General features: G+C 44.0%; 12 protein-coding genes. 7 read left to right on the top strand and 5 right to left on the bottom strand.

Going from position 1 to position 16,702, the window contains the following annotated elements; all coding sequences use genetic code 11:
* Nucleotides 1-153 precede the first annotated feature (153 nt).
* Both RTJ53_RS02520 and RTJ53_RS02525 read left to right on the top strand, forming a co-directional pair.
* Nucleotides 154-3,138 carry an LPS-assembly protein LptD gene (locus tag RTJ53_RS02520; RefSeq protein ID WP_312275701.1) on the top strand — a complete coding sequence of 995 codons (2,985 nt, stop codon included), beginning with the start codon at nucleotides 154-156 and terminating at the stop codon, nucleotides 3,136-3,138.
* A 239-nt stretch (nucleotides 3,139-3,377) separates the two neighbouring features.
* A complete protein-coding gene (locus tag RTJ53_RS02525) occupies nucleotides 3,378-5,021 on the top strand; it encodes a peptidylprolyl isomerase (RefSeq protein ID WP_312275702.1) in 1,644 nt (547 codons plus the stop codon).
* 57 nt (nucleotides 5,022-5,078) lie between these two features.
* Here the strand turns inward: RTJ53_RS02525 and pgeF are convergent, their stop codons facing one another.
* The 3 genes from pgeF to RTJ53_RS02540 all read right to left on the bottom strand — a co-directional run bounded on the left by pgeF (nucleotide 5,079) and on the right by RTJ53_RS02540 (nucleotide 8,373).
* Nucleotides 5,079-5,969: a peptidoglycan editing factor PgeF gene (gene pgeF / locus RTJ53_RS02530; RefSeq protein WP_312275703.1), complete on the bottom strand. Its 891-nt coding sequence runs from the start codon at nucleotides 5,967-5,969 to the stop codon at nucleotides 5,079-5,081.
* A gap of 37 nt (nucleotides 5,970-6,006) precedes the next feature.
* Complete coding sequence (gene prpF / locus RTJ53_RS02535; protein WP_312275704.1) at nucleotides 6,007-7,188, bottom strand: 2-methylaconitate cis-trans isomerase PrpF; 1,182 nt, start codon at nucleotides 7,186-7,188, stop codon at nucleotides 6,007-6,009.
* Nucleotides 7,189-7,335: 147 nt separating this feature from the next.
* On the bottom strand, nucleotides 7,336-8,373 hold the full coding sequence (locus RTJ53_RS02540) for a hypothetical protein (protein WP_312275705.1): 1,038 nt from the start codon (nucleotides 8,371-8,373) through the stop codon (nucleotides 7,336-7,338).
* A gap of 148 nt (nucleotides 8,374-8,521) precedes the next feature.
* On the opposite strand from RTJ53_RS02540, the gene RTJ53_RS02545 reads away from it, so the two are divergent.
* Together RTJ53_RS02545 and RTJ53_RS02550 are read left to right on the top strand one after the other, a co-directional pair.
* Nucleotides 8,522-9,394 (top strand): glycerophosphodiester phosphodiesterase, encoded by an 873-nt coding sequence (locus RTJ53_RS02545; protein WP_312275706.1) that lies wholly within the window; start codon nucleotides 8,522-8,524, stop codon nucleotides 9,392-9,394.
* A 35-nt stretch (nucleotides 9,395-9,429) separates the two neighbouring features.
* Nucleotides 9,430-9,885 (top strand): DIP1984 family protein, encoded by a 456-nt coding sequence (locus tag RTJ53_RS02550; protein ID WP_007116746.1) that lies wholly within the window; start codon nucleotides 9,430-9,432, stop codon nucleotides 9,883-9,885.
* A gap of 213 nt (nucleotides 9,886-10,098) precedes the next feature.
* Here RTJ53_RS02550 and RTJ53_RS02555 read toward each other — a convergent pair whose 3' ends face one another.
* Complete coding sequence (locus RTJ53_RS02555) at nucleotides 10,099-10,821, bottom strand: ribonuclease HII (protein ID WP_312275707.1); 723 nt, start codon at nucleotides 10,819-10,821, stop codon at nucleotides 10,099-10,101.
* A 68-nt stretch (nucleotides 10,822-10,889) separates the two neighbouring features.
* Here RTJ53_RS02555 and purD point away from each other — a divergent pair, with 68 nt between their 5' ends.
* Both purD and RTJ53_RS02565 read left to right on the top strand, forming a co-directional pair.
* Entirely contained in the window at nucleotides 10,890-12,194 is a 1,305-nt protein-coding gene (gene purD, locus RTJ53_RS02560) for a phosphoribosylamine--glycine ligase (RefSeq protein ID WP_312275708.1), read from the top strand.
* Between the two features lie 160 nt (nucleotides 12,195-12,354).
* Nucleotides 12,355-13,770 (top strand): ABC1 kinase family protein, encoded by a 1,416-nt coding sequence (locus RTJ53_RS02565; protein ID WP_312275709.1) that lies wholly within the window; start codon nucleotides 12,355-12,357, stop codon nucleotides 13,768-13,770.
* A 59-nt stretch (nucleotides 13,771-13,829) separates the two neighbouring features.
* On the opposite strand, the gene lpxB is transcribed toward RTJ53_RS02565, so the two are convergent.
* The gene (lpxB, locus tag RTJ53_RS02570; protein ID WP_312275710.1) at nucleotides 13,830-15,194 is read right to left on the bottom strand and encodes a lipid-A-disaccharide synthase; all 1,365 of its coding nucleotides are present in this window, start codon (nucleotides 15,192-15,194) and stop codon (nucleotides 13,830-13,832) included.
* Between the two features lie 329 nt (nucleotides 15,195-15,523).
* Here lpxB and RTJ53_RS02575 point away from each other — a divergent pair, with 329 nt between their 5' ends.
* A complete protein-coding gene (locus tag RTJ53_RS02575; protein WP_159374623.1) occupies nucleotides 15,524-16,621 on the top strand; it encodes a 3-deoxy-7-phosphoheptulonate synthase in 1,098 nt (365 codons plus the stop codon).
* Nucleotides 16,622-16,702: the final 81 nt, after the last annotated feature.

The raw sequence follows: 16,702 nt of genomic DNA on the forward strand, positions 1-16,702 counted from the left end.
CTCAATAAAAATAAGTTATGCTACCGAAAATCTGCGTATCTCTCAAGTGGCGTCTATCATGTTTGCAATTTTAAACATCTTTTGCAATAGTATATTGATGACGCTAGTGATATGATGTCAAGGTTTTTATATTGCGTCTTTGGTAAATGTCTAATGAAAAAATCTGTGAAATTGTCGCCTATTTCGTCAACTTCTAATCGTTTAACTTCACATTCGTCTTTGCCAACTCAGCCCACACGCCTGCATCAATCATTACACCAAATTTATCGACATACCAATGTTTTAGCGATGACGCTTGGGGCAATGTTTACTACTTTGTATTCAACATCAGCACTTGCGGTGTTGCCGACAGCCGCCGTTACGGAATCGACTGATGCAGCGACAGCACAAAGCACAGTAGCTCAAAACATTGACTCACAAAGTATTGAGACACAAAGCCCTGAAACACAGAGTATTAAAAAACAAAACCTTGATACCTCAGCTGCAAAGCCCGATACCGATAGTAGTATCGCCACCACAGCAGACAGCGCCACTGCTGTCGATGTAACCACCAATCAAGGTATCACACCGATTAGCACGCCTCAAATCAAACCAAACTCTGCGCGTACTCGTCCCAACTTTACCCCAAATCAACAGCAGCAAGCCAGTCTAGATAAGCTCAAAACCTTCTATCAACCCAAAACCCCGCCAACCACGGATGATACTAGCGCCACGGTTGCTAATCCAAATGCTAATCCAAATTTGCTGAACCCGATCACGCCTGATAGTCAACAGTCAGGTGCTCAAGCAAATACGCAATCAAAAGCAGCCACCCGAAAAGACGCCATGTGCCATGGCAACTGGGTATATCCCACTTCGACCATCTATCAACAACAGGCATTAGCGGCAGCCGCTACCGACCAACCCAATAGCAGTTTCCCAATTTATGCGTCGGCTGACTATGGCTATTACGACAATGAAAACTACGCTGAATTGTCAGGCGATGTGCAAATCAACCAAGGTCGTCAGCAAATCTCTGCTGATAAAGTGGTCGTTAACGTGCAAGATGGCATTGCAGCAGCTCAAGGTAATGTTTTGTTAGTGGATGCCGCGCAAAGTACCCAATCGACAGACGGTAATCGACGTGTCAGCCTTAAAGATAGCCCAAAAGGAGGGCTGATTACCGTTGCCGACGAACTGGCGTACCAAACGGATAGCACCAAAGCAACCGCCAAAGATGTGGCGTTTGCCAGCGTCCCCCTACAAGCATATGGTTATGCCAAACGGCTTAATAAGGTCGATGAAAGCCGCGTTGAAATTGACGATGTCATGTTTACCACCTGCGCGCCTGATAATCCAACTTGGCAAATCAATGCCAAAAACATCGATATCAATACCGACACAGGTCGCGGTGAAGCCTATAATGCCACGTTAAAAGTTAAAAATACCCCAGTATTGTACCTACCGTATTTCAACTTTCCGATTGACGATCGCCGCACCAGTGGTTTTTTGTTACCACGCGGCGGCTTTAGTACGGAAGGGAGTTTTAATGTACAGTTACCTTATTACTTTAATCTAGCGCCAAATTACGATGCCACTGTCACGCCAACCATTTTTACTGATCGCAATCCGATGTTGACAGGTGAGTTCCGCTATCTAACAGAAAAATTTGGTTATGGTAGTTTGACAGGCTCTTATCTGCCAAACGACAAACAATATGATGATGAAGACCGTACCCGCTTTTATTATGATCATCATTGGCAATCAAAAGATATCCCCAACCTATCCATTGACGCGCTATACCAGTATGTCTCAGATCCTAAATTCTTAAACGATTTTGAGACATTGGGTGACGAAACCGTTCAATTAAATTTACCGAGGCGCATTCAAGCCAATTATTACAATGACTATTTGACTGCCCTTGCCAAGATTGAAACCTTTCAAACACTGGATCGTAATTTAACCAATTCAGACAAAATCTTGGATAAAGACAAACCTTATGACCGTCTGCCGCAATTATCGGTCAAATATCGTGTGCCTTGGGTGACCCAATTTGATTTGACGGGTATCAGCGATTTTGCTTATTTTAAACGCCCAATCGATGATGGCTCTGCACCTGAGCAAAGCGGTGGCAGACTGTATAACAAACTCACTGCCGCCTATCCAATGACGCGAACTTGGGGATATGTGACCCCGTCAGTGAGTTTACAGCACCTTTATACCCAATTTGACCAAGAATCAGCCGACGCCAATGGACTGGATAAAAATAGCAAAAGCCAATCTATTTTTGTACCGCAGTTTAGTATTGACAGTGGCTTAAATTTCTTTAAAGCAGGCACCCCGTTTGGTAAATTTGATGACTCCTTGGGCGGCTATCAGTTATTAAGCCCGCGCCTAAAATATGTGTACTCGCCTTATAAAGACCAGACTGACGTACCCAACTTCAATACCCGTTTGGCGTCGCTCAATTTTTCGCAATTGTATGAAGATTCATGGTTCTTGGGATATGATCGCCTGCCCGACAACAACCATTTAACCCCTTCATTAAATTATCGCTATATTGATGGCAATGGTTTGACTCGCTTGGATGCCAGCGTGGGTAAACAAATTTATTTGAGTGATATTCGGGTACATCTTGACAATACTGATGATGGGTTAAAAATTGACAATACCGGTACCGTCTTTCAGGTAAGCACCCAACCGCGTCAAGATTTTTGGGTAGATTTAGATGGCTCGGTTGATGACAACGCTGATTTAAACTATATCAATACTCAATTTCGTTATGCGCCAACTTTCAATAGCCTTTATAACTTAGGGTATATCAAACGCAATGAGAGTAGATTTGGACAAAAAACCCTCTCTGCTTTCACAGGCTCTGCTGTTTTACCTATTAATGATAATTGGCAGTTTTTAGGGGCTGTTCAATACGATAATGAGAAGAGTCGTTTTAGTGATGTGTTAGCGGGCTTTACTTATGATAGCTGTTGTTATGGCTTATCGATTTATGCTCGCCGTTATTATGATGAATTAAGTGATAAAGACAGTGCTGACCACGCCATCATGGCAGAAATTAGCTTAAATGGGTTATCCAACAAAGGTGACGGTCGACTGGCTAGCTTGATGCGTAATCGGGTGTTGGGTTATGACCCTAAATACTAGACGCCTTTTACGCAAAAAACTTCCTAAAACTTGACGTTTTTTAGGATTTATTATGATACAGACACACGCTAGCAAATATTATTGTATAAAATGGCCCAAACTTTATAACATCACTTAGCAATATCATTTAGCAATCTCTAAGACACTCGGTCAAAGACCCGTCATTTAAGCTAAATGGTTTTGCCACAATTTTTGAGTCATCAAATTTACTTTTGGTTTTTATTTTAAGGATACATGCCATGAACCATGCTGTCATGCATAATTTACCCAATTTTCACCGTAACGCCCTATCTGCTCTCACTAGCGCTTTGATATATGGCGCACTATTGGTCATGCCAACATTGAACGCGCAAGCCGTGACTGCAACAGCTAAAACTAACACAACTAGCAGCAAAACGACGGTGGAATCTAGTAAAAAATCTAGTACCAAACCTGCAGCGCAAACCACAAGCAAATCAAAAAAAGCTGTGACAGCAAACAAAACCACCAACGCTGCCAAATCAGTCAAAGCTGACACCAAAGCCAGCGGCTCAAAAACTACCACTCAAAAAACAGCAACAGCTGTCTCTCAAACTGCGCCCGTAGCATCAGAGGTCGCCAACTCATCAGTTGAGCCAGCGCCTGTCGTAACTAGTAACTCGCAAGATCAGGTTATTGATGGCGTGATTGCTATTGTCAACGACACCCCTATTTTACGCAGCCAGTTAGATCGCGCGTTTGCTCAAGCTTCTGCACAGCTTCAAGCGCAAAACAAACCTGTACCACCCGCACAGCAACTTTATCCGCAAGTATTGGATCAGCTAATTACTAAGCAAATCCAACTTGATATCATCAAACGCCAAGGACTGCAAGCTGAAGAGAGCGCAGTGAATGCTGCGTTGACCAATTTGGCCCAACAAAATGGGGTTGCAAGCCTTGCTGAATTCCAGCAAAAACTTGACGCCCAGCGCGCAGGTAGTTACCAAGCATTGCGTCAAAAAGTCAGTGAAGACTTGGCGATACAAACTTTGCAGCAGCAACAACTTGCCAGCCGCATCAGAATCTCTGATCAAGATGTTAACAACTTCCTCAAATCACCAGAGAGCAACGCTTTAGAAAAATCACAATATCGCACCTTACATATTCGCGTGCCTTTTGAAGCTGATGCCACGGGTAAAACCAGCGACAAACAAAAAAAACAAGCGCTGACCGTAGCCACCCAAATTGCCAAAAACTTGCAAGCTGAGAATGCCAATATTGAGCAAATCATGACTGACGCGCAAACCAACTATAACGCGCAAATTCAAGGGGGCGATATGGGCTACCACGTCGCAGCAGAGTTACCGACAGAATTGTCAAAAAACATCACCGCCCTTGAAGTCGGACAAGTCACCAACCCGATTGCCACGGCAGAAGGTTATAACGTGATTAAACTCGTAGATAAACGCGGCGGTCAACAAAAAATCATCGATCAATGGCATACCCGCCATATTTTAATCAGCCCATCGACTGCCCTGCCCGCTGAGATGGCTAAACAGCAGATCGACACTATCTATGAAAAACTACGTCAAGGTGAGGACTTCGCTACCTTAGCGAGCACCTACTCAAAAGACCCAGGAAGCGCCAGCAACGGCGGCGATTTGGGCTGGGTTAGTGAAGGTGATATGGTACCAAGCTTTGAAGCAATGATGAAAAAAACGTCGGTAAACGACTATTCTGTGCCATTTCAATCACAATTTGGCTGGCATATTCTTAAGGTCGATGAAAAACGTCAAAAAGATGTGAGTGATGTCTATCGTAAAAACATGGCACGTGAAATTCTATACCAACGTATGGCACCGCAAGCGCTAGACGATTGGATGCAGGATTTAAGAGCGCAAGCTTACGTTAAAATCATGCAATAATTTAGCTTTCACAATAAAGGCAGTGTGTTAATCACACTGCCTTTTTTTATGATTGAATTAATCCATAAAGATCAGCGTTGCCATTCTACCTGTCGCAGGCAATTGATGCTGGGTTTGCCGACGATACGAATAAAATCGTGCATCACCATGACTATCTAATCCACTTTTATGCACCTGATGAATACCACAAGCCTTGAGCTGCAATTCTGCTATTGCAGGCAAATCGGCAAAATAATGACCGACCTTATCAGCATTTGGTTGAAACAACTGGGTAGCGACAGCCTCAGATACATTTAACACTGATAACACAGCATCTTTGACACGACTGTCCACTTCATAGCTAGATTGTGCGATGCTAGCGCCTACCCAAGCGTGCCACCCACGAGTGACCTTCTGCATTTCGGCAGGCGCATTGTCCCCCGCTGCAAAGTCAAACTGGTGTACCATTTTTTGTACTGTCTTTGCAATGATATCTTTACTAAGACCTTGCCAGCCAGCATGAATAGCCGCAATCAGCTTGTTATCATCTGTTGCCTCCGTCGCTATCATGATGGGTACACAATCTGCTGTCATGATAGCTAAGGCAACGTTTGGTAAACGAGTAATATGCGCATCAGCAGATATCGCTGCTGTGCCAATTTTATCAGTAACCTGATAAATATCATTACCATGAATTTGATTAAGCCAATGAATGCTGTTTAATGCGGGATGATATTGTTGCAAGGATTGCAGCAAGTGCGCACGATGTTGATGCACCTGCATGCTATCATCACCTACATGTAAGCCCATATTAAATTGACCATACACAGCATTCAAACTAGACTCCCCCACAGAATCATTGCTTGACTTGCTTGGCAGGGACTCACAGCCAGATAGGGTTTGAACCACGGTTACCCCTTGGCTTGGCGCTTGCGTCAGTTCAATCCAGTGTGATTGCTTATCTGTCATTATTGGGCTCTTAGTTGAATTGTGAATGATTTATTGATTAGAACGCATCGCCCGGCACATACACCTCACCCACCATCAGACGGCGCGCTGAACGGCTCATAGACACTTTTTTCGCTTGCCATTTGCCATCCACTTGCATGGACTCACCCCCGACCAGTAGTGTGCCTGATGGGTGACCAAAGCGTACTTCAGACAACGCTTTGCCACCTGCCGCTTGGTTAACTAGCGTACCCTTAATGGTCGCTGCGGTGCCAATCGCAACCGAGGCTGTACCCATCATGGCATGGTGCAGTTGACCCATGCTCATCGCGCGGGCAAGCAAATCAATATCGCCTGCCTTGACTGCTTTGCCACTAGAGGCGGTATAATCAGCGGGTGGCGCAACCCAAGCAATTTTTGGGGTATGCTGACGGGTTTGAGCTTCTGTTAACTCTGCAATTAGTCCCATTTTAACTGCGCCATAGGCACGGATTTTTTCAAGTTTAGCCAAAATTTCTTGGTTACTGTTGATATCTTTTTGCAGCTCTGTACCCGTAAAACCTAAGTCTTTGGCATTTAAAAAAATCGTTGGGATACCCGCATTGATCATCGTGACGTCAAATTCACCGATTTCAGGTACATTAAGTTTGTCAACCAAGTTGCCCGTCGGGAACATATCGCCATCGCTGTCCACAGGGTCGATAAATTCAATTTTGACTTCGGCTGCTGGGAAAGTTACACCGTCTAGCTCAAAATCGCCCGTTTCTTGCACTTGACCATCAGTCATGGGTACATGCGCGATGATGGTTTTGCTGATATTTTGCTGCCAAATACGCACTTCACAAATGCCATTTTGGGGCACTTTACTGGCATCCACCAATCCATTGGCAATCGCAAATGAACCAACCGCAGCGGTTAAGTTACCACAGTTACCTGACCAATCAATCATCGCTTTATCAATGGCGACCTGACCGAATAAATAATTCACATCATGATCGGCAACGTCTGTTTTTGACAAAATCACCACTTTGGAGGTTGATGATGAGCCATTCCCCAAACCGTCAATTTGCTTACCATACGGATCCGGACTACCCACCACCCGCAGTAAAAAATTATCTCTGGCTTGCCCTGGGGTTTGGCAGCGTTCAGGTAGGTCATCAAGCTTGAAAAAAGTACCTTTTGATGTACCACCGCGCATATAGGTAGCTTTAACAGCGATTTGTGGGGCAAAATGGGCCATGTTCATATCCTTATGGTGGCAGGCAGAGAATTGACGCATCAATTTGTTTTATGTTTAGTGAAAGCGAATGACTACATCAAAAACATGCTAAAACAAATTGATGACTAGGTGATATACGTTAAACACGTCATCTAACAGTGGTTAACGTTAGTATTGCTCATTTTTTTCTTCAATGGTTAATTTGACATTGGTGTCGGTTGGGACTTTTTCATGCGATACTGACTTGGTCGATTTGTCTGTACTTGTGCTAGCCGCTGACTTAGTAGCGGTTGATTTGGTATCAGCATTTGAGGTGGTTGACTCAGATTTTTTCACCGATTTTTTATCTGCGTTATCTGATTGCGTATTTTTCTTGGCTGATGTGGTGGTCACGTCAGTCTTGGTTTTTTCACTGCTGTTTTTTTCACTGTTGGTTTTTGGTTTTTCTATCGTTTGTTTTTTGACAGGTTTGGTCGTTGAAGTTTGGCTGTTGTTGGCAGCGACACTGGGTTTGCTAGTCACTGGTGGTAGAACGGGTATAGCACCTGCCGAAGAACCGGCTAAGGGCGTATTAGATGGCTGGGTCAGCGTTTGCGCTAATGCCGAATTTGCCATAATCTCACCGACTAGCCCAATTACATCGTCGCCTGTGGTGCTATTGACTTGGTAATTGGCGCCACTTGCTGATAGACCAAACCCAACATTGTTTGCCACCAACGTGCTATTTTGCAGTTGATAACCACGCGACGCGATTTGCTCGGCGGCGACGGGCATTTTTAGACGGGTATAAATTTTATCCGCGTTATCGAGCTGCGCTTGAGGCATATTAAACGACACCGTCGCTTGGCATTTACCATTGCTACCATTCACACTTTCTAGGTTAATGGCTACTTGTGACAAGCCATTCTGCAAGATATTCATATCAACAATCGTACCTGCTTGCTGCTGTATGATGTCAGACTGTTTTTTGGCTTGCTGGTCGATGCGATTGACCAGATAACTGTGAATGGCACTGGTTGCCTTCTCATTGTTACAGGCAATATCAGACGTTTCAATTATCTTTTGCTCACTGCTTGCAGCACTGCCAGTTTGCTCGTCTTTTTGCTCATTGCGACTACATCCCACAACGGTTAAGGCAAAACACGCCAACAATAACGGCGTAAGCATTTTTTTTGACAACGTATTTTGTGGGAAAATCATAGACATAAGGCACCTTTCACGCAGAATTTATTACTATGCCATTATAAAGCAAAGTTTTGCAAATTGGCTAGTTGTTCACTATTATTTATAATAAAATTTAGTTGTAATAATTTTTAGTAGTCATAAAATTTTATTGTCTATTGCGAGCCATTGTATGCGCCATCCAAATCAAACCTATTATTTACTCGGTCATCGTGCTGCGCGGGCTGAACGGCTAGAGAACTGTCAAGATGGATTTGCCTACGTGCAGCAATTGCAAAAACATGGTAAGCAGCTTGATGGGGTTGAATTTGATGTCCAAATGACCGCCGATGGCAAATTTGTGGTGGTACATGACGAAACCTTAAATCGGCTTGCAAGACAACAATCGTGGATTGCTGATAAAACATGGGTGGAATTAGACGCCATTGTGCAATCGGACTATAGACGTTTTTCCCAACGTTTTGAACTAGGGTTTTTAAAACATCACGTATTGTTGCTAGACGATTTACCACCCTATCTGCAACACTTTCGCCATATTGAACTAGAAATCAAAACCCATGCCAAAACCCAGCCAGCCTCGTTGGTTAAAAATTTGCTTAGGCTATTATCACAAGAAATATGGCAAGCTTTACCCATCACTTTGACCAGTTTTGATACCGATATTTTGTACCAAATTCACAACCAACAGCAATTTTTAAATTTTCACTTTCCGACAGGCTTGTTACTTGAGCCTAAAACACTTGAGCCCAAAACCACGCTGGCAAGCCAAATTGCTTTTTTACCGACGCCTGATGCAGTGGGTAAAAATTTAATATTGCAAACCTTTAATCGCGCTTGTGTTTTAGGCTGTCGCCAAGTGGGCATTTATTATCCGCTTATTACCCCAGCCCTGTTGGAAATTGCCAAAATTTATGGCTTAACAGTCAGCGCTTGGACGGTGAATGAGGTGGATGTGGCAAAACGCTTGATTGAGATGGGCGTGGATTGTGTGATTACAGATTATCCTACCCAATTTTTAACCCAATTATATGATTTTAACGTTTAAATTGACCCACTAAATTGACCAATCAGGAGATAACCATGAAACTTGCAGAAGCTTTGTTACGACGTGCTGATATGCAAAAAAAACTCGCCAGTTTGAAATCGCGCATTGCTGAAAATGTCAAAGTCCAAGATGGCGACACCCCAAGTGAAAACCCGAATGAACTCTTGCTACAAGCCAATCAAGTCATGAGCGAGCTGTATGCATTAATCGACCATATTCATCGCACCAATGCCATCGCTGTCATGCCCGATGGCTCAACCATGCTCAGCACTTTAGTCAAGCGTGATGAACTTGCCGAACGCCATCGCCTGCTGCAAACCGCGATTGATAATGCTAAGACGGAAGGCGATCGTTATAGCTACCGAGAAATCAAATGGCAAAAAGTGATTGAACCGGTCAAACTGCAAAAACAAGCAGATGACATAGCGGTGAAACTTAGAAACTTAAATATCCAATTGCAAGCCGCTAATTGGCAGATTGATTTAGTATAAGCTAGTTTGAAAAAAGCCTACAATTTGCTATGATGGATTTGAACATACAGGGCGACTATCAGACCTTGTTTGGCGCGCTGTCCACCGAGAGGTTGAAAATAAATCGGGCACAGCTTGCAGGTCTGCGAGCAAGACCATCCTTTTACTCGTCATGCTCAGCACACCTTACTAGTTAAACTCGCTCACAAGGCGACTTTAGACCGGCACTCATTACTACCAGATATTGACTGTATGTTCACCTTTTTTGTCTAAAATCCTCTGTTTGATGGGGGCAAAACTTTTGCGATGCATGGGCAAAATACCGTAATGCTCTATTGCTTGGATATGGGCGGCGGTGGGATAGCCTTTATGTTGATCAATGCCATAATCAGGGTACAACTTTGACAACGCCACCATGTCTCGGTCACGTGTCACTTTGGCAATCACACTGGCGCCACTAATACACGCATGTTTGCCGTCCCCTTTCACAATCGCTTGTTCATGGGTGATTTGCTGATAATTGGGCAAGTCAAACAACACGGGCAGTTTATTGCCATCCACCATGACACTAAAAGTCGCTGTTGGATATTGCGCTAACATTTGCGCCATCACGCCTGCCACCGCTTGTTTCATCCCTAGTAATGTCGCTTGTAAGATGTTGAGCTGGTCTATTAAGCTGGCAGAAATTTTGACAACCTGATGCGCACTCGCCGTTTGTTCAATCAAGGAAAATAACGCTTCTCGTTTTTTCTCTGACAGTTTTTTGGAGTCAGTTAGCACACTTAGCGGATGATTGTGGCTAATACCTACACTATCAGCAGTGTGTAAATCAGTGCTTAGGCTATCTTCCTTGATAGATAAAATCGCCTTATCGAAGATGAGTGCACAAACCACCACATCGCCCAATAACGGGCCTCGCCCGACTTCATCCACGCCAATAATAAAATGCTTTGTCATTTAATTTAGATCCCAAAATTTGTTACAATGCCTACGATACAGCTATTTTACATTTTTAAGGAAACAATATGAATATTTTAGTGATTGGCACAGGCGGACGTGAGCACGCATTGGCATGGCAATGCGCCAAAGATAGCAAAGTTAGCACGGTTTTTGTTGCCAACGGCAATGCAGGCACAGCGCTTGAACACAAACTACAAAATATCGATTTAAACGTCAAAGACCATGCGGCGGTGATTCAATTTTGCCAAGACAATAACATTGCCTTTGTGCTGGTTGGTCCTGAAGCGCCACTTGTGGCAGGTATGGTCGATGACTTAACAACAGCAGGTATCAAAGCTTGGGGACCCACGGCGTATTGCGCACAGCTTGAAGGGTCAAAGGCCTTTGCCAAAGATTTTATGATAAAACACCATATCCCTACCGCCAAATACCAAACTTTTAGCGATGCCGAGCAAGCGATTGCTTATGTGAAAGCCGAAGGCGCGCCGATTGTCATCAAAGCCGATGGTTTAGCTGCAGGTAAAGGCGTGATTGTGGCGATGAGCGAACAAGAAGCCATTGACGCCATCAATGATATGTTATCGGACAACAAATTTGGTGATGCGGGCAGCCGTGTGGTGATTGAGCAGTTCTTGCAAGGCGAAGAAGCCAGCTTCATTTGTATGATAGATGGCAACAATATCTTGCCGATGGCAACCAGCCAAGATCACAAGCGTATTGGCGAAGGTGATACCGGTCTTAATACAGGCGGGATGGGTGCTTACTCACCTGCCCCCGTGGTGACGCAGCAAGTACATGACAAGGTGATTGCCCGTGTGATTCAGCCAGTGGTCGATGCCATGAACGCCAATGGCACACCTTATACAGGATTTTTGTACGCAGGCTTGATGATTGATGACCACAATGACCCCTATGTGATTGAATTTAACTGCCGTTTTGGTGACCCAGAAACACAGCCCATTATGATGCGCCTAAAAGGCTCAATGGTTGACTTGATAGCATCAGGGTTGCATGGCAATCTTCCCAAACAAACCGAGTGGGATGAGCGCCCCGCCCTAGGTGTGGTACTGGCTAGCAAAGGTTATCCAGAAAGCGCGAGTAACGGCGATGTCATCCATGGGTTACCATCACTTGAGTCACAATATGCGCAAACAGATATGGATGTCAAAGTTTTCCACGCAGGCACCAAAGCCTTTGACAATGATGAGATTGTCACCAATGGCGGCCGTGTGGTTTGCGTGACGGCGCTCGGTGACGATATTTTGGATGCCCAAACCAAAGCCTTAGCAGTTTGTGGCGCTATTAGCTTTGATGGTATGCAATATCGCCGTGATATCGGTTGGCGCGCTATTCAATCTAGCGCCGAATAACCAGTAACCAATGGTATGGCATTTAGACATCTAGCCACTGTCTTACGCCAAGAGTTAATCCGCTTTATTAAAAATCGGTAACAACAATCAAAGCAAATCATGTGTTAAAATGATTTGCTTTTTATTTGGCTTTTTCTTTCAAAAACATTAGGCACCCTGTATGGCAAATCCGCAAAATTACGATAACCAACCGCTTGAACAGCTCAAAACCTCGGCGCTTGACCGTCGGTTATCGATTGCCAAAGCATCGCTCAATATCGGCAGACGATGGGCGACCAACAGTGCCTTTGGATTATTTAAGTCAAAAGAAGAAAAAGCGGTACAAAAACAAGCTTTTATGCGTGAGCAAGCGCAATATTTGGTGGATGAGCTGGGTAAACTTAAAGGCTCGGTGGTCAAAATCGGTCAAATGTTAGCCCTGTACGGGGAGCATTTTTTACCGCCCGAAATCACAGAAGCCTTACAGACATTGAACAGCCAGACGACTGCTTTTTCATGGTCAATTATCGAATCAGCACTGCAAAAAGAATTGGGTGATACCATCCATGAGTTTGATATTGACCATACCCCCATTGGCACCGCCTCACTTTCGCAAGTACATAGAGCAGTTCATAAAGCCACGGGCGAGCAAGTGGTATTTAAGGTGCAATATCCCAATATTGCTGATGCCGTGGACAGTGATTTGGATTTGTTCCGCCAACTGCTTAAAGTGACGAATGTTGTCCCGCAAACCCGCCAACTCGATGCGTGGTTTGAAGAAATTCGTGACCTGCTGCATCATGAAGTCAACTATCTCCTAGAAGCAGATACCACTGAGCTATTTTTTCAACGTTTTGTTGGCGATAGTCGCTATGTGGTGCCGCGCATTCTCAAAGCTTATAGCACCGATCGGCTGCTATGTATGACCTATGAAAATGGCGTATCGATTTTGGATGAGCAAGTATTTGAGCTACCACAAGAAAGACGGAATGCGATTGGGCAGGCGTCGATTGAAATTATGCTGCGTGAGATTTTTGAATGGGGGGATATGCAGACCGACCCCAATTTTGGCAACTATCTGATTCGCCTAGCACAGCAGCCTGAGACACAGCTTGACCAATTGGTGTTATTGGACTTTGGCGCGATTCGTCAGTTTGATGACAATCTGCTACTCATCGCCCGTAATTTGCTGTTGGCAGGCTTTTTTCACGACCGTAGCAAAATGCGCCAAGCGATTGAACAAGCAGGCAAGCATTTTGAATTCTTTGCTAATCTTAGTGATTCGGTGAAAAATGATATGGTAGAGCTATGTTTGCTTGCCAGTGAACCCTTTAGTTTGCCAAGTCGTAATCCGACGATTCCACCGAATGTACTGGATGTACATGGCAATTATATTTGGGCGGAAAGTGATTTACATAACCGTGTCATTAAGCTTGCTAGCAAATCAGCGACCTCAAAATCCTTTAGCGTGCCGCCTAAAGAGCTGATGTTTATTAGCCGTAAATTCATCGGCGCTTATACCTTTATGACTGTGCTTGATGCAAGAACTAAAGCCCATGATTTGATGGCAACATTCACCTCAGAAGATTGGGCGTAAGTTTGCCATCAGTATCACCATGCCCAACTTGATAAAGCGTCAAATTTTGTATGGGATTTTTACTGCTTTTTCCACGTCAGCCAATTATCAATCACCGCATTGGCGGGATTGATGTTGCTTTGCTCACGCAGCCATTCTGACGTTTGCCGCAAATCACGCAGCTGCTCGTTATAATTTTTAACTTTTAATGATTGTTGTACCACACGGCAAATATTGTCTGGGTTGGCGTCTTCTTGTAGCAATTCTGGTACGATTTCTCGACCTGCCAAGATATTAGGCAATGCCACATACGGTACTTTGACCAGGCGTTTTGCCACCCAAAAGGTCATTTTATTGAGTGAATATACCACCACCATCGGTTTACCCAGTAGCATGGCTTCAAGCGTGGCGGTACCCGATGCGAGCAGCACCAAATCTGACGCCGCCATCACCTGTTGGCTAAAATCCGCTTGTGTTTCATCACAGCTGACGGTGACATGATGGCGCACCTGCGCTGATTGGGCTTCTAGATATTGCTCTACGATAGTCAGTAGATGTTGGTTGACCGTTGGTACGATAAAGCATAGCTTATCATCCATAATCAACAGTTGATGAATCGCTTTAAGCATTTTTGGGAAAATCGCATCGATTTCACTGCGTCTTGAGCCTGGCATCACTGCAATGAGATGACTCATCTCCATCTCGCCCATTTTGACAAAAAACTGATGGTAGGTGGGATTATCCCAAATCAACTCACGGCGCAGCTCGTCCGTAGGCGTTGTAAACAAATTGTCATCCATGGTCTTGAGGAGTGAATGCCCGACACACACGGCGGGATGATTATGTTTTTGGTACACAGACAACTCAAACGGAAACAAACACAGCACCAAATTGGTGGCGCGTTTGATTTTCTCAATTCGCCCTTCCCGCCATGCCCATATCGATGGACTGACATATTGCACACAATAAATACCGGCTGATTTTAACCGCTCCCCCAATCGTAAATTAAAATCAGGCGCATCAATGCCGACAAAAATATCGATGGCGTTTTGTTTAAAGGCTGCCAAAATCTCATCGCGTGCTTTAAACAAATCTGGCAAATGCTTGACCACTTCCACCAAGCCCATCACCGACAAACGAGACATCTCAATCACTGAGTTAAGCCCCTGCGCTTGCATCTGTGCGCCGCCCACGCCCACCCATATAATGTCATCACGCAAATTATTCATCTGGCGCATAAAGTCTGCACCCAGCGCATCACCTGAGACCTCGCCTGCTACGATACCAATGACAATCGGCTGGAACTTGGTTTTAGCAACGTTTTGCGGCAAGTTCTCTTTACTTAGGTTAGAAAAGCTTGCTTCGCTTCTGTTAGCAATATCGGTTGCGAGTGTTGCGTTTGCAGCAAGGTCTGAAATGGTTTGTGTAGGGGCGTTAGCGTACATGGGATTAAACAGCCTTGTTTGGTTATCATTTTAAAAAAATATTTTAGGGGTAAACAGATGAAAAGTAAAACCATCAAAAAATTTAAATAACAGTTATTTGTTATTTTGTACTAGTATGCTGATACAATAATTGTTATACTGTTGTTGTAGGATATGCAGCTTACCCAAACATCCAAAAAAACTTTGACCAAACAGATTTTGAACATTGACAAAAAATTTTATCAACTGCCAAACTAAAAGTAGGCTTTCCTACTGACTCAAGTAATGACATTATAAATTTTTTGGTTTATAGTGATTTTTTAAATTTTTGCCAACAGCCTGTGAGAATTATGACAACTTTTGCCAAAACTGATATCGCTGATGTAGATAATGTGAATATTGAAGCAATTTTACCGCTAGTGACGCCTGCGGAATTAAAAAACGAACTACCATTGAGCCCCAAAGCTATCGAGACGGTGACCAAAGGTCGCGAAACCGTGCGTAATATTTTAGACGGTAAAGACAAACGTTTATTGATGGTGATTGGTCCCTGCTCGATTCATGACGTCAACGCTGCGCATGAATACGCCGATAAACTGTTGGCTTTATCCAAAGAAATTGAAGACAGTATTTATGTGGTGATGCGTGTGTACTTTGAAAAACCTCGTACCACGGTGGGCTGGAAAGGCTTAATCAATGACCCAGACATGAATGATAGCTTTGATATCAATAAAGGCTTGCGGGTTGCGCGCAAACTGCTGCTTGATTTGAATGAAAAAGGCTTACCTTGTGCAACCGAAGCGCTTGATCCCAATACACCGCAGTATATACAAGATTTAATCAGCTGGTCAGCAATTGGCGCACGTACCACTGAGAGTCAGACTCATCGCGAGATGTCTTCAGGTCTGTCTTGTCCAGTCGGCTTTAAGAACGGTACAGACGGCGGTATGACAGTGGCTGTCAATGCCATGCAAGCGGTCAAGTCTGGTCATAGCTTTTTAGGTCTATCTGCCGATGGTCTGGTGTCTATCATTCAATCAAAAGGTAATCCATACGGTCATGTGGTGCTTCGTGGCGGTAATGGCAAACCCAACTATGATGCCACTGCCGTTGCCCAAGCAGAAAATGAACTTGCTAAAGGTAAAGTCTCAGGCAAAATCATGATTGACTCAAGCCATGCCAATTCAAATAAAGACCCTTACCTGCAACCGATGGTCATTCAAAATATCGCTGAGCAAATCAAACACGGTAATCGCTCGATTATTGGGATGATGGTTGAAAGTCATCTTAAAGGCGGTCGTCAAGATTTGACCGCAGATTTGAGCCAGCTTGAATATGGCAAGTCTATTACCGATGGCTGTATCGATTGGGATACCACGGTTAAAGCGATGCATGATTTACGTGACGCCATTAAAGATGTATTACCCACTCGCGAGTTGAATGAGTAACTGTTATTTTTTAAGTGATTAGTAATGAGTAATTGATTATTAATTGTTAACTGACTCTAGTTTTTCAGATAGCTGATTAAA

Origin of the sequence: Moraxella sp. CTOTU46711 (assembly GCF_031975715.1) — a bacterium.
GTDB lineage: Bacteria > Pseudomonadota > Gammaproteobacteria > Pseudomonadales > Moraxellaceae > Faucicola.

What these genes read in the sequence shown, in the direction of transcription:
- RTJ53_RS02520 (WP_312275701.1), top strand. Translation starts at nt 154, where the DNA reads ATGAAAAAATCTGTGAAATTGTCGCCTATTTCGTCAACTTCTAATCGT.
- RTJ53_RS02525 (WP_312275702.1), top strand. Translation starts at nt 3,378, where the DNA reads ATGAACCATGCTGTCATGCATAATTTACCCAATTTTCACCGTAACGCC.
- pgeF (WP_312275703.1), bottom strand. Translation starts at nt 5,969, where the DNA reads ATGACAGATAAGCAATCACACTGGATTGAACTGACGCAAGCGCCAAGC.
- prpF (WP_312275704.1), bottom strand. Translation starts at nt 7,188, where the DNA reads ATGGCCCATTTTGCCCCACAAATCGCTGTTAAAGCTACCTATATGCGC.
- RTJ53_RS02540 (WP_312275705.1), bottom strand. Translation starts at nt 8,373, where the DNA reads ATGTCTATGATTTTCCCACAAAATACGTTGTCAAAAAAAATGCTTACG.
- RTJ53_RS02545 (WP_312275706.1), top strand. Translation starts at nt 8,522, where the DNA reads ATGCGCCATCCAAATCAAACCTATTATTTACTCGGTCATCGTGCTGCG.
- RTJ53_RS02550 (WP_007116746.1), top strand. Translation starts at nt 9,430, where the DNA reads ATGAAACTTGCAGAAGCTTTGTTACGACGTGCTGATATGCAAAAAAAA.
- RTJ53_RS02555 (WP_312275707.1), bottom strand. Translation starts at nt 10,821, where the DNA reads ATGACAAAGCATTTTATTATTGGCGTGGATGAAGTCGGGCGAGGCCCG.
- purD (WP_312275708.1), top strand. Translation starts at nt 10,890, where the DNA reads ATGAATATTTTAGTGATTGGCACAGGCGGACGTGAGCACGCATTGGCA.
- RTJ53_RS02565 (WP_312275709.1), top strand. Translation starts at nt 12,355, where the DNA reads ATGGCAAATCCGCAAAATTACGATAACCAACCGCTTGAACAGCTCAAA.
- lpxB (WP_312275710.1), bottom strand. Translation starts at nt 15,194, where the DNA reads ATGTACGCTAACGCCCCTACACAAACCATTTCAGACCTTGCTGCAAAC.
- RTJ53_RS02575 (WP_159374623.1), top strand. Translation starts at nt 15,524, where the DNA reads ATGACAACTTTTGCCAAAACTGATATCGCTGATGTAGATAATGTGAAT.